This is a genomic window from Mesorhizobium sp. CNPSo 4684, assembly GCF_057784315.1.
In genome coordinates this window covers 116,913-141,457 of the sequence record NZ_JBWLUX010000001.1, presented here as the reverse complement: position 1 = coordinate 141,457, position 24,545 = coordinate 116,913, and the positions used below count along the sequence as shown (strand labels likewise).

Genomic DNA, 24,545 nt, shown 5'->3' with positions numbered 1-24,545 from the left:
TGCTGAAGCAGCCTGTCGAGGCAAACGGCTAAGCCTTAGCGGCAGCCGGCGACAGCGTTTCGACAAGGCGCCGGCGCAGCAGCTTGCCATTGTCGCTGTAGGGCAGCGAACTCACCAGCCTGACCTCGCGCGGCCGCCGGTCGGGCGAGGTGTTGGCGCGCAGGAAGGCCTCGAACTCGGCCACGCTTCCCTGGTCGGCGACGATGAAGGCGGCGATCTCCTGGCCCATCGTCGCATCGGGAAAGCCGGCGACCGCAACATCCCTGACCTTGGGATGGGTGCGGATGAGTTTCTCCAGCTCCTGCGGCGCGACATTGACGCCGCCGCGCACGATCATGTCGGCCTCGCGGTCGACAATGGTCAGGAAACCGTCATCGTCGACAAAGCCGATGTCGCCGGGAATGCCCCAGCCGGCGCCCATGACCTTGGGGTCGACGAACGGTTTGTTTCCCGCCGACACCACCGCCGAAGCCATGGTCGACGTCCAGGCCTTGATCAGTCCGCTCTCGCCCTTGCCGAGCACGCGCCCGTCCGCATCGAGAATTTCGACACGCACATCGGCAAACGGGCGCCCGGCAGTGCCGGGCTTGGCCAGCACATCGGCGCCGGACAGCGTGGTGATGCCGCCGGTCAGGCTCGACGCATAATTGATGCGATATCCCGGCGAAAGATTGCGGTAGGCCGCCAGCTTGTCTTCGACAGTTGCCGGTCCGCCGATGCTGAACAGCACCGCCAGGTCCGGCAGCAGCCGGGTCGAGCGTTCGCCCACTTCGCGCACCAGCCGTGTAATCACCGGTGGCGGCAGGGCCGTGCCGCTGGCCTGGAAGGACAGCAGACCCTCGATCAGCTCGGACGGCGTGAACAGCGGCGGAAAGAAATTCACCGTCCCGCCATGGCGCAGATAGCTGAACACCTGGTGGCGCGTCGCCGAATAGGACATCACCATCGGCGTCAGCAGACGCATGACCGTCCCGGTCAGCCCGCGCCGGCGCCCCGTCACGCGCCCGGCAAGCGCCTCATGCGACTGCAGATAGCCTTTTGGGTCACCGGTCGTGCCGGACGAGAACATCAGGAAGGCTGGATTGCTGTCGTCGCCAGGAGCGCCGGAATAGGGCGCAGGCGAGGTGTGTTTCCAGTCATCCTGGAAAGCGACGCCTGGATAGACATCGTCCCCTGGTGGGCTGCGGCTTTCGAGGATCAGCGTCAGGACGAAGTCGCGCGCAAACTGCGCCCGCTGGCTGCGCGGCGCACGAAAGTCGGCAATCGAAACCGTGGCGCCAAGCTTCCAGCAGGCCAGGGTCGACAGCACGACATCGATATTGCCGATCATGGCCAGCCCGACGCGATCGCCGGGGCGAATACCGAGCGCGCTGAAATTGGCGGCGAGATGGTCGATCTGGGTCAGCGCTTGCGCATAGGTGATCTGGTCGCGACCACTGACCATTGCCACGCGGTCGCCATGGCCGGCGAAGGCAGCCAGTACGTCGCGGCCAAAACCCATCTAGCGGACCGGCATTCCGGCCGGCGCGCGCCTGGCGTCGAGGAAGGCGATGATCGCAGCGTCGATCGCATCCATGTTGGCGGCCCGGAACTTGTCATGGGTGCCCGGCATGACGACCGTTTCCACCCGCGTGTTCTCGCTCGCCCAGTCTTTGTACTGCTCGACCGTGGTGGCGCTCCATTCCGAGCTGGCGACGACCAGTATGTCGCAAGGGTAGGAAGACGGTGAGAAACCCGCAGCAGCGCGCACCAGCATGCTCTTGAAGGCCTTCTGCCTGGTGTGACGCCCAAGCCTGGACTGCCCAAGCCCGACCGCTGCCAGCGTGTCGCGCAGCAGCCGCCAGTAGACGACCTTGCGGGTGATTTGGCGCCGCCTTTGTGCGGTCATGCGATTGTCCGCCATCGGCTTCAGCCAGGCCGAACCCAGCGGCGGCGGGTCGATCAGCAGCAAAGCCGGCCGCTCGCCGGTCGCCTCGAAGGTCAGCCTTCCGACCTCGATTGCCAGCAGCCCGCCAAGGCAGATGCCGCCGATGACGTGCGGGTGCTGGCCGGTGGCCGAGCTCAAGCCGTCGAAATAATTGGCGCTGATCTCCTCGACGCTGCCATACGGCGTCTCGCCGGGCTCGAGCCCCATGCCGCGTACGGCGATGATGGAATAGCGTTGCTTCAGCGCCTTGCCGAAACGGTTGGCGAACAGCGCCGAACCGGAAATGCCATGGATCATGGCGATCGGCTCCTGGCCGTGGCTGCCGAAAACCTGCACCGCCAGCCGCCGCGCCGGGTGCTCGGGCAATTGCAACGCGATCAGTCTGCCGAATTCGCGCGGCGTTGGCGCTTCCAGCAGCACAGAGGTCTGCAGCTTGACGCCGAACCGGCTCTGCACCGCAAGCACAAGAGTTTCGGCAGCCAGCGAATCACCGCCGAGATCGAAGAAATTGTCGTCGAGGCCGACCGAGGTCAGCTGCAATTCTTGCGCAAAGATGCCGGCGATCGCCTGCGCCGGCCCGCTGCCCAACGCGGTTCGGTCTGGCCGGATGGTGTTATGCATGTTCATCGGCAGGCCCTTGAACCGATGGAATTGCCGTTTCCGGCAACAGGGCATCCCCCTGAATGCCTGTCCGCTTTTAACCCACAGCCTATGCGTTGAACAAGTAGCCTAACCCTGCGCAATACCGGCAGGCGGCGGTCCGAAGGCCTGCGCGCACAGCGCCTGCAGCTTCGGGAACACATGCTTGCCGCCGGCGATCACCTGCGCTCCCTGGGCAAGCACGGTCTTCGGGTCCGGTTTCAGCACCATGCCGCCGGCCTCTTCCACCAGAAGCATGCCGGCCAGGCAGTCCCAGGCATTCATGTGTTCCTCGACATAGCCGAGCAACCGGCCGGATGCCGAATAGGCCAGCATCAGCGCGCCCGATGCGTTGCGGAAGAAGACGCCGCCTTCTGCCACGATCAGGCCGATCAGCACGGTGACATGCTTCGTCTCCGCGCGGTTCGACAGCCCGGTTCCGACCGATCCTTCCCCAAGGCCGGCGGTGCTGGCCTTGATAGGTCGGCTATTGACGAAAGCGCCGCCGCCGCGGCGGCCGTGAAAAGTTTCGCCGGTCGACGGCTCGTGGATGACGCCGACGACCACCTCGCCATCCTTGGCGCAGGCGATGACCACACACCAGGCCGGAATACCGCGCACGAAGTTGGCGGTACCATCGATCGGGTCGATGACCCAGACATGGCCCGTCGATCCCTCAACCGCGGCATGTTCCTCGCCGACAATGCCATCCTGCGGATAGGCGGCGGCGATCGCTGCGCGGATGAACAGTTCGACCTCGCGGTCGCCATCGGAAACCAGGTCCTGATGGCCCTTGCTCTCGATGGTCAGGTTTTCGAGGTCGCGGAAGTATTTCAGGCCGAGTTCGCCGGCGCGTCGCGCCAGATCGATGGCGAAATGCATGCGCTGGTCGAGGTCATGGGTCACGGCAAGGCTCTCGGCTGAGGAAGGCGTCTGCCCTTAGCAGACGAGCCTCTCCTGCAAAAGCTTCACTGGCGACTCACGCGGCTTGCGACAGCGATTTGTGCGCCTCGGCCAGGATTTCGAACGAACGCACGCGCGCCGCATGGTCGAAAATCTGTGCGGTCACCATCAGCTCGTCGGCGCCGGTGCGGCGCACGAAGGCGTCGATGCCTTGCCGGACGGTTTCGGGCGAACCGACGACCGCGCACGACAGCGCCTGCGAAAGCATGGTTTTGGCCATCGGCTCCAGCGTCTGGTCATAGCCCTCGACTGGCGGCGGCAGGCGGCCTGGTCGTCCGGTGCGCAGGTTGACGAAGGCCTGCTGCAGCGAGGTGAACAGCAGTTTTGCCTCGGCATCGGTCGGTGCGGCGAAGACGTTGAGGCCGAGCATGACATAGGGCTTGTCCAGCTGGTCGGAGGGCTGGAAGCGCGAGCGGTAGATCTCCAGCGCATGGTCGAGCTCGGCCGGCGCGAAATGCGAAGCAAAGGCATAGGGCAGGCCAAGCATGGCGGCGAGCTGCGCGCCATAGAGGCTTGAGCCGAGAATCCAGACCGGCACCTTCTGGCCTTCGCCGGGCACAGCCTGGATACGCTGACCTGCCTCGGCCGGCTGGAAATACCCCATCAGCTCGACGACATCCTGGGGGAAATTGTCTGACGCCTCGAGGTTGCGGCGCAGCGCACGCGCCGTGCCCATGTCGGTGCCGGGCGCGCGGCCGAGGCCGAGGTCGATGCGGCCGGGGTGCAGTGCCGCCAGCGTGCCGAACTGCTCGGCGATCACAAGCGGCGCATGGTTGGGCAGCATAATGCCGCCGGCGCCGACGCGGATCGTCTTGGTGCCGCCGGCGACATGGGCGATGACGACCGCGGTCGCCGCACTGGCGATACCCGGCATGTTGTGGTGCTCGGCCAGCCAGTAGCGCTTGTAGCCGAGCTGCTCGGCATGGCGGGCGAGGTCGAGCGAATTGGCCAGTGACTGCGAGGCGTCGCTGCCTTCGACGATCGGCGACAGGTCGAGAACGGAAAGAGCGGTCATGGGCCTCAAGCCTTTACAATGTTCAGCTGCCGGACCTTGGTTTCGAAGGCGGCGCGGTCGGGGATGATGATGTCGAGCTGGCTTTCCAGAATGTCGGCGAATTCCGCCGCTGTCGCGATCTCGCGTTGCTCGCTGCGGCCGCCGACATGATGCGTCGACAGCCTGGCGTTGCGCAGCGCATAGCGCCGGTCGGGCAAGGCGCGCGCCGCAACGACGGAGGACAGGAAATGCGAAGTCGGATGGGTCGAGACGAAGTAATTGGCGACCGCATAATCGACGTCATGGGCCGGTTGCATGTCGAAGCGGTGGAGTATCTGCCAGTCGCCGCCGACATTGGCTTGTACCCGAAAATGATCTGACGTCTCGATGATGCGGAATGTTTCGTGCGGGGTCTGTTGTTCGAGGCCCGGCTCGAGCAACAGCGGCGCGGTCATCGTCAGGCCGCCAAAGCCGACATCGGCAATGTAGGTCCTGCCGTCGAGCTCGATCCGCAACAGCATGTGGCTGCGCGGGGTAATGGCGTCCTCCGGCAGACCCCTCAGAACCCGCGCCGCGAGGCCGCTGACCTCGAAGCCCAGCGCCTTCAGCGCATGCATGAGGATCAAATTGTGTTCGAAGCAGTAGCCGCCGCGGCGGCGCGCGAAAATCTTGTCCTGCAGCGAAGCGAGATCGAGCTTCACCGCGATGCCCAGCAACGGATCCATGTTCTCGAAGGGGATCGCTTGCGGGTGCTGCCGGTGCAGCGCCTTCAGCGTGTCGAGCGACGCATCGATCGGACCGCGATAACTGATCCGGGCGAAATAGGCGTCGAGGTCGAAGGAGGCGTCGGTCATGGCAGGGTCCGGCTTGACCGGATCGATATAGGCACTCGATCGGAAGACGACAAACAAGAGACGACAAGCAAGAGGCGGCAAGCAGTACCGGCCTCTATGCCTTGGCCTCGCCATTCTCCTCGGCCGCTTCGTCCTCCACCACGACCGCCGTCTGCTGTGCGGCGAGGAAGTTGCCGACATGGCCGAGGCCGTCGAAATGGTCGCAGAACACCTTGATGACGACCAGCAGCGGCACGGCCATCAGCGCGCCGACAAAGCCCCACAGCCAGGACCAGAAGGCGATGGCGATTAAGATCGCCACGGCGTTGATCTCAAGGCGCCGGCCGACCACCATCGGCGTCACAAACTGGCCCTCGATGATGTCGCACAATAAGACAAAGGCCGGCGCCAAAAGCGCGTAGGAGATGGTGTCGAAGCTGATCAGCGCCATCACCGAGACAAGCACGATGGTCAACAGTGCGCCGACATAGGGCAGGAAGTTGAGCAGCGCGGCGGCGACGCCCCAGACCAGCGGATTGGGCATGCCGAGCGCCCACAGGCCAAGGCCGATGACGGCGCCGAGACCGGCATTTATGATCGTGACGGTAAGCAGATAGTGCGAGATTTCGCGCTCGACGTCATAGACGACGCGCAGCGCCCGCTTCTTTTCGCTGAGGCTGGCGAAGGACTGGATGATCTTCTCGTAGAACATCGTGCCCGACGCCAGCAGGAACAGCGACAGCACGAAGATGATGGTGAAGCTTGTGCCTGCCGCCAGGATATTGCTGGCCGCCGCCGACAGGATGCCGGACTGCGCCAACGCCACTTTCTGGATGCCCGGCTCCTGCGAGGTCTCGGTCATCTGTTCGATCTGATGCGAGATCTGCATGATCCTTTCGAGCGGACGCCGCAATTGCGCCAGCCGCTCCGTCAGTTGCTGGCCGATCGACGAGGTGTTGTTGAGGAGGTCGATGACCGGACCGCTGAGCAGGTAGCCGGCGATGGCAAAGACGCACACCGACAGCACGACAAGCAACGTCGCCGACACCACCTCGGGAATGCCGCGCTTGCGCAGGAAGCGCACGATGGGCGTCAGGGTCAGCGTGAGCAGGAAGGCGAGGATGACCGGCATGAAGAAGGCGCGGGCGAAATAGAGCGCGTAGATCGCCATCAGGATGAAAATGCCGATGAGCAGCGAACGCATCAGATGCGTGTCCGCGCGGGCAACGACTCGCGCCTCTTCGGCCTCGGCAAGGACTGCGCCCAAAGCGGCGGGTTCGGCTTTCATCATTTTCCCCCACAGCGCACCGCAATTGGTGCATTCCGCTGACGGAAACGCCTCTACCGCCCCTAGGTTCCGTTAGCCGGCAAGGCCAACAATCCAGACGACGTCGTCGAATTACGCGGCGGGCGCCGTGACCGCCGGCGCCGCCTTCGCCGTTTCCTTGCGCACGATCGGCGCCACCTTGGTGCCGTAGAGTTCGATCGCTTTCATGATCTTGGCGTGCGGCATGGTGCCGATCGCCATCTGCAGCAGGAAGCGATCGTTGTTGAAGATCTTGTGCTGGGCGACGATCTTTTCCGCCACAGCTTCAGGATTGCCGACGAACAGCGCGCCGTTTGGGCCACGCGACTGATCGAAATGCGCCCGCGACGTCGGCCCCCAGCCGCGTTCGCGGCCAATGCGGTTCATTACTTCGGCTTGCGGCCCATAGAAATCGTCGGCCGCCTGCTCGGTGGTCTCGGCGATGAAGCCGTGCACATTGATGCTGGTGGCGAGCTCCGTGGGGTCGGTGCCGGCACGCTTGGCAGCCTCGCGGTAGATGTCGAACAGCGGCGCAAAGCGCGCCGGCTCGCCGCCGATGATGGCCAGCGCCAGCGGCAGGCCGAGCACGCCGGCGCGGGCGGCCGATTGCGGCGTGCCGCCAATGGCGATCCAGATCGGCAATTTGTCCTGCAACGGGCGCGGATAGACGCCACGGTCGTTGATCGGCGCACGCAGATTGCCCGACCAGGTGACTTTCACGCTGTCGCGTATCGCCAGCAGCAGGTCGAGCTTTTCGGCAAACAGCTCGTCATAGTCTTCGAGATTGTAGCCGAACAGCGGGAAGGATTCGATGAACGAACCGCGCCCGGCCATGATCTCGGCCCGGCCGCCCGACAGAAGGTCGAGCGTCGCGAACTGCTGGAAGACGCGTACCGGATCGTCGGAGGACAGCACGGTGACCGCGCTGGTCAGCTTGATGCGTTTGGTACGTTCAGCGGCGGCGGCCAGCGCCACCACCGGTGCTGAAGCGGCATAGTCGGGGCGGTGATGTTCGCCCAGACCGAAGACGTCGAGGCCGACCTGGTCGGCCAGCTCGATCTCTTCGATCAGGTTGCGCAGCCGCTCGTGCGGGCCGATCGCGCCGGGGCCGGGCTCGGGACTGACGTCAGCAAAAGTGTAGAGACCGAGTTCCATGATCTGTCATCCAATGGTTGGGTTTTGCGGCTAGAGCATGTCGCTCAAAAGTGGTCCCGGTTTTGAGAGAACGACATGCACAGAAACAAAAGACCGAAAGCGCGACGCGCTTTAGGTAGCGACCGAGCCGCCTTGCCGCCAGAGGGGAGGATGGTGAACAGTGCATGTCGGTTTCAGCCAGCTTCTGTCGGCTTTGGTCGGCAAAAGCGCGTCTCCTGGCTGCAACAGCGTAGAATTTCATGGCTGGCATTCCGTTTTGGCGCTTGAACTCTCGGTTTTCGCGCGTATGTAAGCGTCGCGAATTGACTTCAGGGAAGTGGACTTGGCTATCTACAGGGAAAAAGACATTTTCGAGCGGCGCAATGCCGCGAACGAGGCAAAGAAGGCGCTTCTGGAGCGCTTCAAGTCAAAGCCGGCGGCAGATGATCCTGCGGTGCTGGCAAGACAGGCCGAACGCAAGGCGATCCTCGAGGCGCGTGAAAAGCGCGAGGCCGAAAAGGCCAGGCTGAAGCAGGAAAAGCTGGCACGCGAGGCGGTCGAACGGGCCGAGCGCGAGGCAGCAGCCGAAGCGGCGCGTATTGCCGCCGAAGAGGCAGCGCAGGCTGAAGCGAAGATCAAGGAAGCCGAAGAAAACGAGCGCATCGCCCGTTTGCTGGCCGACGAAGCCGAACGCAAGGCCAAGCGCGACGCACGCTATGCGGCGCGCAAGCAGCGCACCGGCCGGACGCCTCCGGGCTTCTCCGCCCGCTAACGCTTCGATCGAAACGATCGGACATCAGGGTCGCCTTCCAGCGGCCCTGAACGTATTTGTGCGCCGATTTCCTCGGTTGCTTTGGCTTAAAGCAATTCCAGCAAAAGTGTGAAGCGGTTTTCCCGGGAAAAGCGCGCAGCGCTTTCCCTTGGGAATTAAGAAAGACAAAGATAGAGCAGATCGCCGTTTCCGTGAAACGGTGAACTGCTCTAGGCGGCGAGCTTCAGCCCCATAATGCCGCAGACAATGAGCGCGATGCAGCCGAGCCGGATCGCGGTTGCCGGCTCGCCCAGCAGCCAGATGCCGAGCAGCGCCGTGCCGACCGTGCCGATGCCGGTCCACACCGCATAGGCCGTGCCGACAGGCAGCGTCTTCAGCGCCAGACCGAGCAGCCCCAGGCTGACGATCATCGACGCGACGGTGAGCACCGTCGGCAGCGGCTTCGAGAAGCCGTCGGTGTATTTGAGGCCGATCGCCCAGCCGATCTCGAACAGGCCGGCGAAAAACAGAAAAATCCACGACATCGGGATGCACTTCATTCCATGAGGATGGCGGGTCGTCCCGGCGGGCTTTTTCGGGGAAGGCGCGAGGTCGTCCTCGCGGGTTCGATATAGGCGGCCTCGCCTGCCCGGTCAACAAAACACCGGCGGCATTGTTGATGCCGCCGGTGTGAAAATCTACGCCGAAACGGGTGCCCGGATTCAACGACCCCGGGCGGACCTACTTGTCCTTGAGCCTTATCGCCTTGACGGGAGGCGCCTTGAGCGCCGGAGCCGCGGCGGGCTTCTTGGCGTCCTTCTTCGGCTTGCGGGCTTCCTTGCCGGCCTTCATCGCACCTTTAGCCATGATTCGGTCCTCCAATTGCTAGGATGCCAAGTGAAACAAGAGAAACGCCGGACTGCAAGAGGCTAGCCGCTTGTCGCCAGCGCCAGCCGGACGCTTTCAACCGGTTTCTAATTTGCTCGTAAACCATGCCGGTCCGTGCCATGGTTGCCTTCGCACTGCAGCATCGGCCATGCCTTCGCCCGGCGATGATCAGGCAGTCCGGTCAGGACGACAATGCGAATCCACATCGGCTGCGAGATGAGCTTCGACTTTCCGCAGGAAACGCCGCTGATCGCGATGCTCAACGTCCATTACTCCCGCGCATCCGATCTCGAGCGTCCGGATTTCCTGACGTCCAACCCGGCCGTGCCGATCCAGAGCTACCGCGATAGTTTCGGCAATTGGTGCAACCGCTTCATCGCGCCACCCGGACGCTTCACCTTCGGCACCGATTCGGTCATCCGCGATCCCGGTACCTTCGAGATGGGCGACCTGATGGCCTGGCAGCACGAGGTGCGCGACTTGCCGTCGGAGACGCTGCTGTTCTTGTTGCCGAGCCGCTTTTGTGAGAGCGACCTGCTGGCCAGCGAAGCCTGGCGGCTGTTCGGGCACACGCCGCTCGGCATTGCGCGCGTCCAGGCGGTCTGCGACTTCGTTCACAACCACATCGTCTTCAGCTATGGCAATGCGCGGCCGACGCGCACCGCAGCCGAAGCCTATCGCGAGCAAAGCGGCGTCTGCCGCGACTTTGCCCACCTCGCCGTCACCTTCTGCCGCGCGCTCAACATCCCGACCCGCTACTGCACCGGCTACATCAGCGACATCGGCTTGCCCAAACCCTGGGCGAGCATGGATTTCGCCGCCTGGATGGAGGTCTATCTCGGCGGCCGCTGGCATGTCTTCGATCCGCGCAACAATTCCCCGCGCATCGGCCGCATCCTGATCGCTTCCGGCCGCGACGCCGCCGACGTGCCGCTGACCCATATTTTCGGGCCGGGCACGCTGGCCGGCTTCAAGGTCTGGACGGACGAAATCATCGAATAGCGGCGTCTTTTTCTCCAGCCAGCCTTCAAGGGCCTGAACGGCCGGGCTTCTGGCGCGTTGTGATGCCCGTGGAGCTTCGGTCGCAGGGCCGTTACATTGGGTGCCTTGGAGGGACAGCATGGCAACGCATGGCGGGTCGAAGACGGTCATCTACGCGGCGCTTGCCGGCAATCTCGCCATTGCGCTGACCAAATTCGTCGCCGCCTTCTTCACCGGCAGTTCGGCCATGCTGTCGGAAGGCGTCCACTCGCTGGTCGATACCGGCAATGGCGGCCTGCTGCTCTACGGCATGCACCGCGCCGCCCGCCCGCCGGACCGAACGCATCCGCTCGGCCATGCCCGCGAGCTGTATTTCTGGAGCTTTATCGTCGCCCTGCTCGTCTTTGCGCTCGGCGCCGGGGTGTCGTTCTACGAGGGGGTCATCCACATCATGGCGCCCGAGCCGATCGCCAATCCCAAAATCAATTACATCGTGCTCGGCCTCTCCGTGCTGTTCGAGGGCAGCTCCTGGTATGTGGCGCTGAAGGAGTTCCGCCAGCAAAAGGGCAAGCAAGGCTGGCTGCAGGCCGTGCAGTCGAGCAAGGATCCGAGTGTCTACACGATCCTGTTCGAGGACAGCGCCGCCCTTCTCGGCCTCGTCGTCGCCTTTGCCGGCATCCTGGCGGCGGAAGTCCTCGACATGCCCGAACTCGACGGCGCCGCCTCCATAGGCATCGCGATCATCCTCGGCGCCACCGCTATCTTCCTGGCGCGGGAAAGCAAGGGACTGCTCATCGGCGAGCCGGCTTCGCTGGAAGTGCAGGCCAAGGTGCTGGCCATCGCCCAGCGGGATCCGGCGGTGCAGCGCGCCAATGGCGTTCTCACCGTACACCTCGGGCCGCAGGAGATCGTCGCCGGCCTCAGCATCGAATTCGAGGACCATCTGACTGCGCCCGAGATCGAGGCCTGCGTCGAACGGTTGGAGTCGCTCTTGAAGAAAGAAGTGCCGGAGATCACCAGGCTGTTCGTCAAGCCGCAGACGACGGGAACCTGGGAACACCGGCGCAAGCAGGTCGAGGCGGCATCGGACTAGTCCTGGACCAGCAGTCCACCGTTGGCCTCATCGCCCGGTCCCGCTAAGATCAGTCGACGGATTTCGGAGGAGCAACCATGAAAATCGACGGCGGGTGCCATTGCGGCGCCATCACCTACGAGGCAGAGGTCGACCCGGAAAAGACCTCCATCTGTCATTGCACGGACTGCCAGCAACTGACCGGCACGGCCTTTCGTGTCACCGTTCCCGCGTCTGAGGATCGCTACCGGATCACCAAGGGCACGCCCAAGATCTATATCAAGACAGGATCGAGCGGCGCCAAGCGCGCCCAGGCCTTTTGCGGCGACTGCGGTTCGCACCTTTACGCGACGTCGGTTGGCGACGGCCCGAAGGTCTATGGGATCAGGGCGGGAACCGCGCGGCAACGCGAGGATCTGGTTCCGACACAACAGAAATGGCACCGATCGGCCCTGCACTGGCTTCCGGAATTCGAGGGCATCAGCATCGTGGAGGCGCAGTAGCACCTGCCTCCGGTTAAACGCGCCCCAAACCGGACGATGATGTGCTAGGCTCACCATCAAACGGATGACGGGGATAGCAATGTCGGAAACGGACAAGGTGTTTGCCGGCTCGATTCCGGAAAACTACGACCGTTACATGGTGCCGTTGATTTTCGAGCCGTTCGCCGCGGATATTGCACGACGGGCAGCGTCCCTGTCGCCCAGCGCCGTTTTGGAGATCGCCGCCGGCACCGGGGTTGTCACCCGCGCACTGGCGCCAAAACTGTCCCCTGATGCAAGCTATATCGTGACCGATCTCAACCAGCCGATGCTCGACTACGCCGCTTCGCGACAAGCGCCGGGCAGTCGCATCCAATGGCGCCAAGCTGATGCGATGGCGCTGCCGTTTGAAGATGCGGCCTTCGATCTTGTTTGTTGTCAATTCGGCGCGATGTTCTTTCCCGACCGCACCGCCGGCTATCGCGAAGCAAAGCGGGTCCTGAAGCCCGGGGGCCATTTCCTGTTCAACGTATGGGATCGCATCGAAGAGAATGTATTTGCCAATGATGTGACGAACGCTCTTGCGGAGGTTTTTCCGGACGATCCGCCGCGCTTTCTAGCCCGCACGCCGCACGGCTACCATGACACGGCGCTGATCCGCGGCGAACTGGAAGATGCAGGTTTCTCCCGTGTGGCGATCGAGACGAGAGCCGAACAAAGCCGGGCCTCCTCGCCGCGCCTTCCGGCCGTTGCTTATTGCCAGGGAACTCCGCTTCGCAACGAAATCGAGGCCAGAGGAAAACTGGAAACCGCAACCGACCATGCCGCAGCCGTGATTGCAGCCAGACACGGCAGCGGCGAGGTGGTGGCCAAAATCCAGGCACACGTAATCGTCGCTACGGTCTAATCGTCGCCTTCGACGACACGGAGCCTGAGCTGGCCTGTCTTGGAATCCGCCACCCGCACCCCGGGTTCGGCCTTGGCGGGCCCGCCGCCGCGCACTTCAGCTTCGCTTTCGCCAAACTCCAGCGCCTCGATCTTCTGGCCGCGTTTGGTCACCTTCGACGTCGACACCAGTATGTCGTCGATATCCTTGGCCGACTGGGTGAAATGCGTCTGCAGCCGGCGCACCCGCTCGTCGACGCGCGCGACGTCTTCCATCAGGCGGATGACCTCGCCCTGAATCAGATGTGCCTGCTCGCGCATGCGGGCGTCCTTGAGGATCGCCTGGATGACCTGGATCGACAGCATCAGCAGTGACGGCGAAACGATGATGACACGGGCGCGGTGCGCCTTCTGGATAACGGCGTCGAAATTCTCGTGGATTTCGGCGAACACCGATTCCGACGGCACGAACATAAAGGCGGTGTCCTGCGTCTCGCCCTGGATCAAATATTTTTCCGAGATGTCACGGACATGGATCTCGATGTCGCGGCGGAAGGCCTGGGCCGCGACCTTCTGCAAGTCGGCGCCATCGGCGGCGCGGATGGCGTTCCAGGCTTCGAGCGGAAACTTGGCGTCGATGGCCAGCGACGGAGCGCCATTCGGCATCCTGATCAGGCAGTCCGGGCGGCTGCCATTCGACAACGTCGCCTGGAATTCATAGGCGCCCATCGGCAGGCCGTCGGCGACGATCGCCTCCATGCGCGACTGGCCGAAGGCGCCGCGCGTCTGCTTGTTGGACAGGATCGCCTGCAACTGCACGACCTGGCCGGCAAGTGATTGGATGTTGCCTTGCGCGGTATCGATGACCGCAAGCCGTTCCTGCAATTTCGCCAGGCTCTCATGCGTCGATTTGGTCTGCTCGGTCATGGTCTGGCCGAGGCGGCCGGTCATGGCGTCGAGGCGCTGGCCGATCGACTGGTTAAGTTCGGCCTGCCTGGCGCCGAACACCTCGGCGATGGCGCCCATGCGGCCCTGCATCTCGGCCTGGCTTTGCAAAATGCCGGCCATCCGCGCCTCGGCGTCGCGGGCGTGTTCGGCGGCTTCCGCGGCGGCGATGGTGCGCGCCCTGGCCGACCGCCATAGGGCAACCACCAGCGCCAGGAACAGGCCGAGAAACACGATCGCGCCGAAGACCAGCGCATGGCCGAGCGTGATCGTCGTGGCGCCAAGCTGGGCCACAGGTTCGGAAAGGATGGAGTTAAGGTCGTTCATGTCGCCAGCATAGCCGATTCGCCGGTCTGGCACAGATCAAAACGTGAACGCGCGCAAACCGCCCCGGTTGACGCTTTTCGCATGACGTCTTAGGTGAGACGCCATGTCGATCAAGCCGCTCATCATCCTTCCCGATCCCATCCTGCGCCAGGTTTCCAAACCTGTCGAACGCGTCGATGCGCCTTTGCGCAAACTGGCCGACGACATGCTGGAGACCATGTATGACGCGCCGGGCATCGGCCTGGCCGCAATCCAGATCGGCGAGCCGCTGCGCATGCTGGTCATCGACCTCGCCAAGGAAGACGAGACGCCGGCGCCGCATGTCTTCATCAATCCCGAAATCCTCGCAAGCGCCGACGCCCGCTCGGTCTACGAGGAAGGCTGCCTGTCGATCCCGGACTATTATGCCGAGGTCGAACGGCCGGCTTCGGTGCGGGTGAAATATCTCGACCGCGACGGCAAGCTGCAGGAGATCGAGGCCGAAGGCCTGATGGCGACCTGCCTGCAGCATGAGATCGACCACCTCAACGGCGTGCTGTTCATCGACCACATCTCGAAACTGAAGCGCGACATGGTGGTCAAGAAGTTCAAGAAGCTCGCCAAGGACAAGGCGCCGGGCAAGCTGGTGGGATAGGTCCGGATTCCAGCCCCTCAAATCACATTCGACCCACTCCATATTGAGAGACGTTCCTTGGTGTGATATCATTGATATCATCCTGGAGGCGGCAATGGGCGATATGCTGATCAGAGACATACCCGAACCGTTGAAACGTGAAATCGAGCATGCGGCACGCAAGGGCGGCCAAAGCCTCTCGATCAAGGCTATCGATCTGTTGCGAAAAGGCATGGTCGCGGAAAAGGAGGGCGGATCCGAGCCCGGGCTTTCGGCTTGGGATGCGATCCGCGCTGCCTTCGCATCGGAAAACGCAATCAGCGACGAATTTGCGCAGATGATGGATGAAATCGAAGCCGAACGAAAACGCGACTTTGGACGCCCTGTCGAGGATTTAGAGTGATTGTCCTCGATACGAATGTCGTCTCGGAAGCGAGCCGGCCAGCACCCGATCCAAATGTCGTCGAGTGGTTTCGCAGACAGGACCTGCTCGATCTCTATCTGTGCGGTCCTGTCGTCATGGAGCAGTCCTTCGGCGCCGAAAGGTTTCTGAACAAGACTGGCTCGGACCGTCATGTCCGTGCTCTTGACCATTTGGTCTCGAAACAGTTTTCGGGTCGCATCGTCGAATTTGCCGGGTCGATTCCCCGTATGGCTGGCAAGCTTAGAGCAATGCGGGAAAACATCGGCCGGCCGATCAGCCTTTCCGATGCCATGATTGCGGCTATCAGCCTGGCTCATGACGCTACGCTGGCAACGCGCAATGTTCGCGACTTCGACGGGCTTGACCTGAAGATCGTAAACCCGTTTGAACCAGACGCCTGAACCAACTGGCTTTGCATACACGTAAACAGGATTGCAGGACAAAATGCCGCTTCGCGTCATCTTCATGGGCACGCCGGAGTTTTCGGTGCCGGTGCTGCGCGCGATCGCCGAGGCCGGACACGAGATAGCAGCCGTTTACACCCAGCCTCCGCGCGCCGCAGGCCGCCGTGGGCTGGAACTGACGCCGTCGCCGGTGCAGCGCGAGGCCGAGCGGCTTGATATCGCGGTGCGCACGCCGATTTCGCTGAAAAGCGAGACCGAGCAGGCCGCTTTTCGCGCGTTGCAGGCCGATATCGCGGTCGTTGTCGCTTATGGTTTGCTGTTGCCGAAGGCCATTCTGGAGGCTCCGCGGCTCGGCTGTATCAACGGCCACGCCTCGCTTTTGCCGCGCTGGCGTGGTGCAGCTCCCATCCAGCGCGCCATCATGGCCGGCGACGCGGAAACCGGCTTGATGGTGATGCGCATGGAAGAGGGCCTGGACACCGGCCCGGTGGCACTGGTTGAAAAATGTGCCATCGGACCCGATATGACGGCCGGCGATCTGCACGATCGCTTGATGCACATTGCTGCCACACTGATGGTAGAAGCGTTGTCCCGAACTGAGACGGAAACGCTGGCATTCACCTTGCAAGCTGTGGATGGGGTGACCTACGCCCGAAAAATCGACAAATCGGAGACCCGCGTGGACTGGACGCGGCCGGCTGTCGAGGTCCACAATCACCTTCGTGGCCTGTCGCCCTTTCCCGGGGCCTGGTCCGAGATTGAAATTGGCGGCCGTACGGAACGGCTGAAACTGCTTCGCTCGACGCTTGTGGACGGCCAATCACTTACCGAAGATTGGTCGCCTTCGGAAGATTTGGGCGAGTCGGGAGGAATTCTCGATGATCGGCTGACGGTCGCCTGCGGAACAGGCGCGATCAGGCTGGTCGAAGTTCAACGGGCGGGCGGAAGGCCTGCCGCCGCGCAGGAGTTTCTGCGCGGGGCCAAGATCGAAAAAGGAATGAGATTCACATGAGCATGATGTCGATACGCGCGGCAACGCCGCGGGACCGCGAGGCTATTCGCCTCGTCGAGGAACACGCATTCGGCCAGCAGGCGGAGGCCGGGCTGGTCGACGCGCTGGTCACCGGCGGCGACGCCGTTGTCGAGTTGGTGGCGGAAGAAGACGGCCAGGTGGTCGGCCACATCCTGTTCTCCAGGCTGTATGTGCAGAATGGCGGCAAGAGTTTCCCGGCGGTGGCGCTGGCGCCGTTGGCGGTGGAACCTTCGTTCCATGGTTCGGGCATTGGTGGTGCGCTGATCCGCGAGGCGCATATCCGTCTCAAGGACGCCGGCGAAGTGCTCGCTGTTGTCTTGGGTGATCCGGCCTATTACGGCCGCTTCGGCTACAACCATGCGCGCGCCGAGAACTTCGAGAGCGAATACCAGGGCGAGGCGCTGCAGGCGCTGGCCTGGGGTGACGCACCCGAAAAAGGCAAACTGGTTTACGCCCAGGCCTTTACCGCACTCGCCGCCTGAGCATGATGCCGAAAAGTGTGAAGCGGTTTTCGGACGACATCATGCTCTATCTCTTTGATTTAGAGCCGGATTCAGATATCAGGTCGATTCGACCTGAAATCTTCCGGCTCTAGGCGCGTGTCGATAGCCTATGCCGCGTTTTCGTCTCGATATCGAATATGACGGCAGCCTCTTCGCTGGTTGGCAGCACCAGGCGGATCAGCCTTCGGTGCAGCAGGCGATAGAGCAGGCGATCGAGAAGTTCAGCGGCGAGGCGGTGCGGATACGCGCCGCCGGCCGCACCGACGCCGGCGTGCATGCGACCGCCCAGGTAGCGCATGTCGACCTCGCCAAGGGGTGGCCCAACGATAAGGTGCGCGACGCCGTCAACGCGCATCTGCAGGCGGCCGGCGCGCACGTCGCCATCCTGCAGGCGAGGGTTGTCCCCGACGATTTCGACGCCCGTTTCTCGGCCACCGGACGGCACTATCTCTACCGCATCCTCAACCGGCGCGCGCCGGCTGCGATGGAAAAGGGCAAGGTCTGGTGGGTGCCGAAGCGGCTCGATGCGGACGCCATGCACGAAGCGGCGAAAGTCCTGCTCGGCCGACATGACTTTACCACCTTCCGCTCGACGCAATGCCAGGCCAACAGTCCGGTGCGGACGCTGGAGCGGCTCGATGTGGGCCGCCAGGGCGACCTGATCGAAGTCAGGGCCTCGGCGCGCTCGTTCCTGCACAATCAGGTGCGCTCCATGGTCGGGTCGCTGAAACGCGTCGGCGACGGCGGCTGGACGGCTGCAGATCTCAAGGCCGCGCTCGATGCGCAGGACCGCACCGCCTGCGGCCAGGTGGCGCCGCCCGACGGGCTTTTTCTCATCGGTGTCGACTATCCGGAAAAATCCTAGGCCGGGGCGGCCGTCGGTACAGTGATGCCGAGCAGCGCCACCAAGCCGAACAAGACGGCCAGAGACACCACCAACATGCCTGTGAACACGGCGGTGCCGACAGCCGCGCCCTTGCCGATCGCGGCGTTGGTCATCCGCCAGGTGAGGACCAGCGACAGCACCACCAGAACCAGCCACACCAATTCGGCGAATGGGTTGCCGGACGGCAGGAAGAGCCTGATCAACGCCGATGGCAGCAGCATCCAGGCGGTGATTGCCGACGCCCAGTTGCTGGCGACGACGTAGTGGACGAAGCGGTCGCCGATGCCGGCACGCGACGCGACCAGGGCAAGCACAACCAGCGGCAACAGCCACGAGCCGAGGTCGACGGTTGCCAGCCGGATCAACATGCCCAGCCGCCCGGCGAACGCATTGGGGTCGCCGATCTCGTTGGCCGTGCCGACCCAGCCGACGATCATCGCCGGCGCGGCGACGACGATGGCAAAGAAGGAATTCCAGAAGCCATCCGCCGACAGGTCGAGCAGCCGCAAGCCGTCGGCCTTGCCGAGCATCAGCCGCCAGGCGCCGGTAAGCGATGAAGAGGTCTCGTCAACCGAAAGCATGATCAGCCCTGCTCGAACCAGTCTTCGATAAAGCGCTGGTAGATCTGGGTCAGCGTTTCGAGGTCGGCCAATGCGACGCGTTCATCGACCATATGCATGGTCTTGCCGACCAGCCCGAACTCGACCACCGGGCAATAGTCCTTGATGAAACGGGCGTCCGAGGTGCCGCCGGAGGTGGAGAGCGCCGGCTCCTTGCCGACCGCCGCCTTGATCGAGCCACGCAGCGTGTCGATGAGTTTGTCGTCGCGCGTCAGGAAAACGTGGCTCGGCCGGTCGCGCCAGACAAGCTCATAGTCGACGGGGGTCTTCTTGCCGGTCCGGTATTTCTTGCGCTTGGCAGCCTGGTCGAGGCGGTTGTGGATCTCTGCCTGCACGGTCTCGGCCGTCCACGTGTCGTTGAAGCGGATGTTGAAGGTGGCTGTCGCCTTGGCCGGGATGACATTGGTCGCCGGGTTGCCGACATCGATCGAGGTCACTTCCAGATTGGTCGGCTGGAAATCCCTGGTGCCCTTGTCGAAGACGGGGTGGAGCAAGGCCTCGACCAGGCTCATCAGGCCGCGCACCGGATTGTCGGCAAGCAAGGGATAGGCGACATGGCCCTGGCGGCCGTTGACGGTGACGCTGCCCGACATCGAGCCACGCCGGCCGATCTTGATCATGTCGCCGAGCGCGTCCGGATTGGTCGGTTCGCCGACGATCGAGGCATCCCATTTCTCGCCCTTGGCGGCCGCCCAGTCGAGCAGTTTTGTCGTGCCGTTGATGGCCGGGCCTTCTTCATCACCGGTGATCAGCAGCGAGACCGAGCCTTTCGGACCACCCTTGTTCTCGACATGGCGCGCCACCGCGGCGATGAAACAGGCGATGCCGCCTTTCATATCGACGGCGCCGCGGCCGTACATCTCGCCCTTGGCGATCTCGGCGGCGAAGGGCGGATGCGTCCACGATGCCTCATCGCCCACCGGCACCACGTCGGTATGGCCGGCAAACATCAGATGCGGCCCATTGCCGGAGCGGCGCGCATAAAGGTTCTCGATGTCGGGCGTGCCGTCTTCGGAAAACACCGGGCGTTCGACGGAAAAGCCGAGCGGCTTCAGCATGCCTTCCAGCGCGGCCAGCGCACCACCCTCGGCAGGAGTTACGGAGGCACAGCGTATGAGGGTCGCAAGATTGGCGGCGGGATCGGTCGGCAGTTTCATGGGCAAAGCGATAATCGAAAGCGAAAGGCCTGTCACGGTCAGAGATGATGACCGGTCCTGCCGCCGACATTATGGTTTTCATGTCGTATAGTGCAGGCCAACACGGGATTATCGCATGGCCAACGCCGAAAAGACCATCGTCATTGCCGGCGCCGGCAGCATCGGCTGCTATGTCGGCGGCTGCCTGGCGCTGGCCGGACGCAAGGTGGTGTTTCTGGCGCGGCCGCGCATCGCGGAGGCCTTGCTGGGCGGTGGGCTGCGTGTCACCGACCTCGACGGCCGCGACCGATCCATCAAGCCAGTGTCCGTCACTGCCGACCCCGCCGCCGCCCTGGGCAGTGCCGACGTGGTGCTGGTGACGGTCAAGAACGGCGCCACCGGGGAGATGGCGGCGCTCATTGCCGCGCATGCTCGCGCCGATGTCGTGGTGGTCAGCCTGCAGAACGGTGTCGGCAATGCCGACCGGCTGCGCGCCGGGCTGGGCTCTCGACCGGTGCTCGCCGGCATGGTGCCGTTCAATGTCGTCCAGTCGGCCGAAGGCAACTTGCCGCTTCACGTGCATCGCGCCAGCGAGGGCAAGGTGGTGATCGAAGAGGATGCGGCCGGTCTTGCTGGCCTTCTCGATGTCGAAGGCCTTGCTGTCGAAACCCATGCCGACATCAAGGCAGTGCAGTGGGGCAAGCTGCTGATCAACCTCAACAATGCGCTCGTCGCGCTGTCCGGCCTGCCGCTGGCGAGCGAACTTGCCGACCGCCGCTGGCGGCTGATCCTTGCCGGTCAGATCGACGAGGCGCTGGCGGCCATGAAGGCCTCAGGCATTGCGCCGGCGCGGATCGGCGGCCTGCGTCCCGGCCTGCTGCCGAAACTGCTCCGGCTGCCGGACTGGCTGTTCCGGCTGGTGGCGCGGCGCATGCTCGCCATCGACCCGCAGGCGCGCTCGTCCATGTGGGACGATCTCCAGCGTGGCCGGCCAACCGAAATCGGCGACCTGCAGGGAACGGTCCTGAGCCTCGCCGAAAAGGCTGGCACGCCGGCGCCTTTGCTTAAACGGGTCATCGCGCTGGTGCGGCAGGCCGAGCGGGAAAAGCGCGGGTCACCCGGGCTGACGCCGGAAGCCGTCACGGGATAGGCTGCTCGCCGCGAGTGTCAGGCCTTGGCCCGCACATGGGCCCGGAAAAAGCAGGCACGCCGGCACCGCTGCGTCACAGCTTTGGCGCGCGCCTCGGAGCCGGCGCCTTGCTCGCCGGGTCCGGCGCCGGCGGCGGCTGCACCGCCGGATGGTTCTCGATCAGCGTGATCTTCTGCCAGATCTTGCGCGACAGGTTGGATGCCAGGTTCTCGACGTCGTTGACGCCGTCGATGACCACATCGTCATTGACCGACTGCGCGAACAGCGCTGCGATCTTGCCGGTGATCGACAGCATTTCCGAGCAATAATCGAGGTAGCGCGCCAGGTCCGCGGCATTGGTGATACGCGCCGGCGAATGTGCGGTCGGCCTGAAGTTGGCAGACAATGCGGCCGGATCCTTGGTCAGCTGGTGCATGTCGATGACATGGATCAGCGACCTCAGCCCATGCAGCTGGCGAAACACCCGCTTGCGCTTGATGCGCTCCTCGGTGCGGATCAGCGCCAGCAGGCCGAGCACCGCAAGGATGATCATGTTGATCGTGGCTTCGATGCCTTGCACCGACTGTACCGCGTCGTCGGCCTGCGAGATATGGATGAGCGGCAGGATGGTGCCGACGAACAGGAAGATCAGCGCGCCGGCGGCGACGGCGGCGACGATGGCGCCGCGCAGCCACCAGATCGGCGCCTCGAGCGCCTGCGCCGCCTTGGCCAGGTCGCGCGACAGCGACACCAGTTCCGCGGCGACGCCGCGCAGGCCCGCCTCGGGAAAACGCTCGGCGACGCGCCCTTCCAGCCGCTCGGCGGTGTCGATGATCAGTTTCGGATCAAGCGTGCGGTAGCGCATGGCGAGATATCCGGTCGGCCCTCAGGCTTGTGCGGGAGAATTGGTGTGCCGGCCGTAGCGATTAGGCCCGGGATCACTTCTGAAGCAGGCAAGAATGAGAAGAAGAATCGGGCCGATGATGAGAGAGATCAACGCGTAGTAAGTCGGCTTGCCGAAATCATGGAAACGTTTTGCCGTAACCGCGAAGCTCGACCAGGTCGAAATCAGCACAACGGTCCAGAACACAATGGCCCACACTTGGCTATTTGCGGTGCCGGGCTCCAGTCTGGCAAACTGGTAAAGCGGGAAAAACTGGGCAAGCAGCAAAAGCAGGCCGGCCAGCGCATACGCACCGGGGCTGACGCGGCCTGAGGTTTTGAAGAAAAGCCAAATGAGGTCTGTTTTTTCAGGCAAGCGGATCCGGTCCGTATTGATTGGCGCCCCTGTTGCCTTCGAGGATGCCCAGCTCGACGATGAGCCAGATCGCCCCAATGAAAGGCACCAGTGCGATAAGTGTCCACCAGCCCGACTTGTTGCGGTCATGCCAGCGCTTGGCGTAGACGGCGAAGACCAGATAGAGCGTGGCGATCACATAGATCAGGTAGACGAAACCATAGGGCATGTTGTTGAACGTGGTGCCGATGATGTTGTCGATGATGATGGCGATGATGGCGCCAACAAATATCACACCGACGCAAGCCCAGAATTTGGCGCGGTTGATACGGCCTTCATAGCTCGTCAGAAGATACTTCCAGTCCATGTCACCCCTCCATGCGGAATCAGCGCGACGGAATGTCGCGCCGGCGGAAGGTGCGTCCGTTTGCAAAAAAGATCAATCACGCAGCAATTCGTTGATCGAGGTCTTGGAACGGGTCTTGGCGTCGACGCGCTTGACGATGACGGCGCAGTAGAGGCCAGGGCCCGGCTCGTTGTTCGGAAAAGCCTTGCCCGGCATCGAGCCGGCAACGACGACGGAATTCGGCGGCACTTCGCCGTAAAAGACCTCGCCGGTGGCGCGGTCGACGATCTTGGTCGACTGGCCGATGAACACACCCATGCCGAGCACCGAGCCTTCGCGCACGATGCAGCCCTCGACGACTTCCGAGCGCGCGCCGATGAAGCAATTGTCCTCGATGATGGTCGGGCCGGCCTGCATAGGCTCCAGCACGCCGCCAATGCCGACGCCGCCCGACAGGTGCACGTTCTTGCCGATCTGGGCGCAGGAGCCGACCGACGCCCAGGTGTCGACCATGGTGCCGCTGTCGACATAGGCGCCGACATTGACGAAGGACGGCATCAGCACCGCGCCCGGCGCGACATAGGCCGAGCGGCGCACGATCGACGACGGCACGGCGCGGAAACCGGCCTTCTCGAAATCGACCGCGCTCCAGCCGTCGAACTTCGACGCCACCTTGTCCCACCATACGGCATGGCCCGGGCCACCCTTGATGATCTCCATGGGATAGAGCCGGAAGGAGAGCAGCACCGCCTTCTTCAGCCACTGGTTGACATGCCACTTGCCGTCGGCCTGGCGCTCGGCGACGCGCACGGTGCCGCGGTCGAGCAGGTCGAGTGAAGACTGGATGGCGTCGCGCGTTTCGCCGCGGGTCGCGGTCGAAATCGTGTCGCGCTCCTCGAAGGCCTTCTCGATGGTCTTTTCGAGGCTTGCCAGATCAGGCTTCGACATGAATTCGCTCCGTTACCACGCTGTTAAGGCCATCGCCTTAACCTGTTTTGAAAATCGCGCGGACCCCTTGGCAGGCTTTGCCTGCTTGGGTCTTTGCATGTAGCAGGTTCTTGTCGCAAAACCGCCGACACTTTTGCGGAACCTGCTTATGTTAAGGCGTATTGGGGGTCAATCGCGCGTGCGCCACGGGACGGCGCAAGTGAACTGTTGGGACGGGTAAAGCATATGACTCCTATGGAAAAGGCGGGATGGACGCCGCTGCCGCATTCGGACGAGGATCTGGAGCGCTCGAAAAGCGTGCCCGATACGCCGCAGACGCGCGCCGACACCTATCGTCTGGCCTGGAACGATCCCGACTTCATGACGCGTCGCGAATTGCGCGCGGTGCGGTTGCAGCTGGAACTCCTGAAGCCCGAAATGATCCTGGCCGAACGCGGCATCAGCTCGACGGTGATCCTGTTCGGCGGCGCGCGCATTCCCGAACCTGGCGGCGAGGCCTGGGCGGCCAAGAACGAGACGCAGAAGAAGAACCTCGAGGAAAACAGCAAATATTACGAGGAGGCGCGCAAATTCGCCCGCCTCTGCGCGAAGCAGTCAGCCACGTCCTATTATCGCGAATTCGTCGTCGTCACCGGTGGTGGGCCTGGCGTCATGGAGGCTGGCAATCGCGGCGCCGACGATGTCGGTGCGCCGTCGATCGGCCTCAACATCGTCCTCCCACACGAGCAGGCGCCGAATGCCTATGTGACGCCGGAACTGTGCTTCAACTTCCACTATTTCGCCATCCGCAAGATGCATTTCGTCATGCGCGCCAAGGCTGTTGCGGTGTTTCCGGGTGGCTTTGGCACCATGGACGAGTTCTTCGAGACGCTGACGCTGATCCAGACCGGCCGAATGGAGCGCGTGCCAGTGATCCTGTTCGGCAAGGCGTTCTGGAAAAGGGCGATCGATCTCGATTTCCTGGCCGAACAGGGCACGATCACGCCCGGCGACCAGGACATCATCGACTTCGTCGACACCGCGGACGAGGCGTGGGGGATTATCAGCCGCTTCTACAAGTTAGGGGAATAGCGGAAGAACTAGGGAACTGAGGAACTGAAGAATTGAGGAAAAAGGGGGGCCGGATCGTTCCTCAGTTC

General features: G+C 63.3%; 29 protein-coding genes. 13 read left to right on the top strand and 16 right to left on the bottom strand.

What is annotated here, in order from left to right:
• Positions 1–28: 28 nt before the first annotated feature.
• The 7 genes from AC04SG_RS00730 to AC04SG_RS00700 form a co-directional block, all read right to left on the bottom strand.
• Positions 29–1,501: a class I adenylate-forming enzyme family protein gene (locus AC04SG_RS00730; RefSeq protein WP_488549509.1), complete on the bottom strand. Its 1,473-nt coding sequence runs from the start codon at positions 1,499–1,501 to the stop codon at positions 29–31.
• The gene (locus tag AC04SG_RS00725) at positions 1,502–2,554 is read right to left on the bottom strand and encodes a thioesterase domain-containing protein (protein ID WP_488549508.1); all 1,053 of its coding nucleotides are present in this window, start codon (positions 2,552–2,554) and stop codon (positions 1,502–1,504) included.
• A 102-nt stretch (positions 2,555–2,656) separates the two neighbouring features.
• Positions 2,657–3,472, bottom strand: a complete 816-nt coding sequence (locus tag AC04SG_RS00720; protein WP_488549507.1) for an inositol monophosphatase family protein — start codon at positions 3,470–3,472, stop codon at positions 2,657–2,659.
• A gap of 73 nt (positions 3,473–3,545) precedes the next feature.
• A complete protein-coding gene (locus AC04SG_RS00715) occupies positions 3,546–4,544 on the bottom strand; it encodes an LLM class flavin-dependent oxidoreductase (RefSeq protein ID WP_488549506.1) in 999 nt (332 codons plus the stop codon).
• A 5-nt stretch (positions 4,545–4,549) separates the two neighbouring features.
• On the bottom strand, positions 4,550–5,377 hold the full coding sequence (locus AC04SG_RS00710; protein ID WP_488549505.1) for an arylamine N-acetyltransferase family protein: 828 nt from the start codon (positions 5,375–5,377) through the stop codon (positions 4,550–4,552).
• Positions 5,378–5,471: 94 nt separating this feature from the next.
• The gene (locus tag AC04SG_RS00705; RefSeq protein WP_488549504.1) at positions 5,472–6,644 is read right to left on the bottom strand and encodes an AI-2E family transporter; all 1,173 of its coding nucleotides are present in this window, start codon (positions 6,642–6,644) and stop codon (positions 5,472–5,474) included.
• A gap of 111 nt (positions 6,645–6,755) precedes the next feature.
• Positions 6,756–7,817: an LLM class flavin-dependent oxidoreductase gene (locus AC04SG_RS00700; protein ID WP_488549503.1), complete on the bottom strand. Its 1,062-nt coding sequence runs from the start codon at positions 7,815–7,817 to the stop codon at positions 6,756–6,758.
• Positions 7,818–8,139: 322 nt separating this feature from the next.
• Between AC04SG_RS00700 and AC04SG_RS00695 the strand changes: the two genes are divergently transcribed.
• Positions 8,140–8,568 (top strand): DUF6481 family protein, encoded by a 429-nt coding sequence (locus AC04SG_RS00695; protein ID WP_454575433.1) that lies wholly within the window; start codon positions 8,140–8,142, stop codon positions 8,566–8,568.
• A 209-nt stretch (positions 8,569–8,777) separates the two neighbouring features.
• Here the strand turns inward: AC04SG_RS00695 and sugE are convergent, their stop codons facing one another.
• Both sugE and AC04SG_RS00685 read right to left on the bottom strand, forming a co-directional pair.
• A complete protein-coding gene (gene sugE / locus AC04SG_RS00690; protein WP_181059856.1) occupies positions 8,778–9,092 on the bottom strand; it encodes a quaternary ammonium compound efflux SMR transporter SugE in 315 nt (104 codons plus the stop codon).
• 196 nt (positions 9,093–9,288) lie between these two features.
• Entirely contained in the window at positions 9,289–9,414 is a 126-nt protein-coding gene (locus AC04SG_RS00685) for a hypothetical protein (protein WP_112559036.1), read from the bottom strand.
• A gap of 213 nt (positions 9,415–9,627) precedes the next feature.
• On the opposite strand from AC04SG_RS00685, the gene AC04SG_RS00680 reads away from it, so the two are divergent.
• The 4 genes from AC04SG_RS00680 (at position 9,628) to AC04SG_RS00665 (ending at position 12,877) form a co-directional block, all read left to right on the top strand.
• Positions 9,628–10,437 carry a transglutaminase-like domain-containing protein gene (locus tag AC04SG_RS00680; protein WP_488549502.1) on the top strand — a complete coding sequence of 270 codons (810 nt, stop codon included), beginning with the start codon at positions 9,628–9,630 and terminating at the stop codon, positions 10,435–10,437.
• 118 nt (positions 10,438–10,555) lie between these two features.
• Positions 10,556–11,509 carry a cation diffusion facilitator family transporter gene (locus AC04SG_RS00675; RefSeq protein ID WP_488549501.1) on the top strand — a complete coding sequence of 318 codons (954 nt, stop codon included), beginning with the start codon at positions 10,556–10,558 and terminating at the stop codon, positions 11,507–11,509.
• A 77-nt stretch (positions 11,510–11,586) separates the two neighbouring features.
• Positions 11,587–11,991 carry a GFA family protein gene (locus AC04SG_RS00670; protein ID WP_488549500.1) on the top strand — a complete coding sequence of 135 codons (405 nt, stop codon included), beginning with the start codon at positions 11,587–11,589 and terminating at the stop codon, positions 11,989–11,991.
• Positions 11,992–12,070: 79 nt separating this feature from the next.
• A complete protein-coding gene (locus AC04SG_RS00665) occupies positions 12,071–12,877 on the top strand; it encodes a class I SAM-dependent methyltransferase (protein WP_488549499.1) in 807 nt (268 codons plus the stop codon).
• On the opposite strand, the gene AC04SG_RS00660 is transcribed toward AC04SG_RS00665, so the two are convergent.
• On the bottom strand, positions 12,874–14,127 hold the full coding sequence (locus AC04SG_RS00660) for a DNA recombination protein RmuC (protein WP_488549498.1): 1,254 nt from the start codon (positions 14,125–14,127) through the stop codon (positions 12,874–12,876). The genes AC04SG_RS00665 and AC04SG_RS00660 overlap by 4 nt on opposite strands.
• A 103-nt stretch (positions 14,128–14,230) precedes the next feature.
• Between AC04SG_RS00660 and def the strand changes: the two genes are divergently transcribed.
• The 6 genes from def (at position 14,231) to truA (ending at position 17,969) form a co-directional block, all read left to right on the top strand.
• Positions 14,231–14,761, top strand: a complete 531-nt coding sequence (def, locus tag AC04SG_RS00655; RefSeq protein ID WP_192257020.1) for a peptide deformylase — start codon at positions 14,231–14,233, stop codon at positions 14,759–14,761.
• A gap of 94 nt (positions 14,762–14,855) precedes the next feature.
• Positions 14,856–15,143, top strand: a complete 288-nt coding sequence (locus AC04SG_RS00650; protein ID WP_488549497.1) for a plasmid stabilization protein — start codon at positions 14,856–14,858, stop codon at positions 15,141–15,143.
• On the top strand, positions 15,140–15,565 hold the full coding sequence (locus AC04SG_RS00645; RefSeq protein WP_488549496.1) for a PIN domain-containing protein: 426 nt from the start codon (positions 15,140–15,142) through the stop codon (positions 15,563–15,565). Before AC04SG_RS00650 ends, AC04SG_RS00645 begins: the two co-directional genes overlap by 4 nt.
• Before the next feature lie 43 nt (positions 15,566–15,608).
• A complete protein-coding gene (gene fmt, locus AC04SG_RS00640) occupies positions 15,609–16,580 on the top strand; it encodes a methionyl-tRNA formyltransferase (protein WP_488549495.1) in 972 nt (323 codons plus the stop codon).
• Positions 16,577–17,083: a GNAT family N-acetyltransferase gene (locus tag AC04SG_RS00635; RefSeq protein WP_192257010.1), complete on the top strand. Its 507-nt coding sequence runs from the start codon at positions 16,577–16,579 to the stop codon at positions 17,081–17,083. Before fmt ends, AC04SG_RS00635 begins: the two co-directional genes overlap by 4 nt.
• A gap of 130 nt (positions 17,084–17,213) precedes the next feature.
• Positions 17,214–17,969: a tRNA pseudouridine(38-40) synthase TruA gene (gene truA, locus AC04SG_RS00630; RefSeq protein WP_488549494.1), complete on the top strand. Its 756-nt coding sequence runs from the start codon at positions 17,214–17,216 to the stop codon at positions 17,967–17,969.
• Here the strand turns inward: truA and AC04SG_RS00625 are convergent.
• A complete protein-coding gene (locus tag AC04SG_RS00625) occupies positions 17,966–18,571 on the bottom strand; it encodes a transporter (RefSeq protein ID WP_192257006.1) in 606 nt (201 codons plus the stop codon). The genes truA and AC04SG_RS00625 overlap by 4 nt on opposite strands.
• Positions 18,572–18,573: 2 nt before the next feature.
• Positions 18,574–19,767 carry a succinyl-diaminopimelate desuccinylase gene (gene dapE, locus AC04SG_RS00620; RefSeq protein ID WP_112559025.1) on the bottom strand — a complete coding sequence of 398 codons (1,194 nt, stop codon included), beginning with the start codon at positions 19,765–19,767 and terminating at the stop codon, positions 18,574–18,576.
• Between the two features lie 115 nt (positions 19,768–19,882).
• On the opposite strand from dapE, the gene AC04SG_RS00615 reads away from it, so the two are divergent.
• On the top strand, positions 19,883–20,896 hold the full coding sequence (locus AC04SG_RS00615; RefSeq protein ID WP_488549493.1) for a 2-dehydropantoate 2-reductase: 1,014 nt from the start codon (positions 19,883–19,885) through the stop codon (positions 20,894–20,896).
• Between the two features lie 73 nt (positions 20,897–20,969).
• Here AC04SG_RS00615 and AC04SG_RS00610 read toward each other — a convergent pair whose 3' ends face one another.
• The 4 genes from AC04SG_RS00610 to dapD all read right to left on the bottom strand — a co-directional run bounded on the left by AC04SG_RS00610 (position 20,970) and on the right by dapD (position 23,406).
• Positions 20,970–21,740 (bottom strand): hypothetical protein, encoded by a 771-nt coding sequence (locus AC04SG_RS00610; protein ID WP_488549492.1) that lies wholly within the window; start codon positions 21,738–21,740, stop codon positions 20,970–20,972.
• A gap of 21 nt (positions 21,741–21,761) precedes the next feature.
• On the bottom strand, positions 21,762–22,133 hold the full coding sequence (locus AC04SG_RS00605) for a DUF805 domain-containing protein (protein WP_488549491.1): 372 nt from the start codon (positions 22,131–22,133) through the stop codon (positions 21,762–21,764).
• Positions 22,126–22,479: a DUF805 domain-containing protein gene (locus tag AC04SG_RS00600; RefSeq protein WP_112559022.1), complete on the bottom strand. Its 354-nt coding sequence runs from the start codon at positions 22,477–22,479 to the stop codon at positions 22,126–22,128. The genes AC04SG_RS00605 and AC04SG_RS00600 overlap by 8 nt, the downstream gene beginning before the upstream one ends.
• Before the next feature lie 72 nt (positions 22,480–22,551).
• Positions 22,552–23,406, bottom strand: coding sequence for a 2,3,4,5-tetrahydropyridine-2,6-dicarboxylate N-succinyltransferase (dapD, locus tag AC04SG_RS00595; protein WP_192256998.1), 855 nt, complete (start codon positions 23,404–23,406; stop codon positions 22,552–22,554).
• 225 nt (positions 23,407–23,631) lie between these two features.
• On the opposite strand from dapD, the gene AC04SG_RS00590 reads away from it, so the two are divergent.
• Positions 23,632–24,477, top strand: coding sequence for an LOG family protein (locus AC04SG_RS00590; RefSeq protein WP_488549490.1), 846 nt, complete (start codon positions 23,632–23,634; stop codon positions 24,475–24,477).
• Positions 24,478–24,545 lie beyond the last annotated feature (68 nt).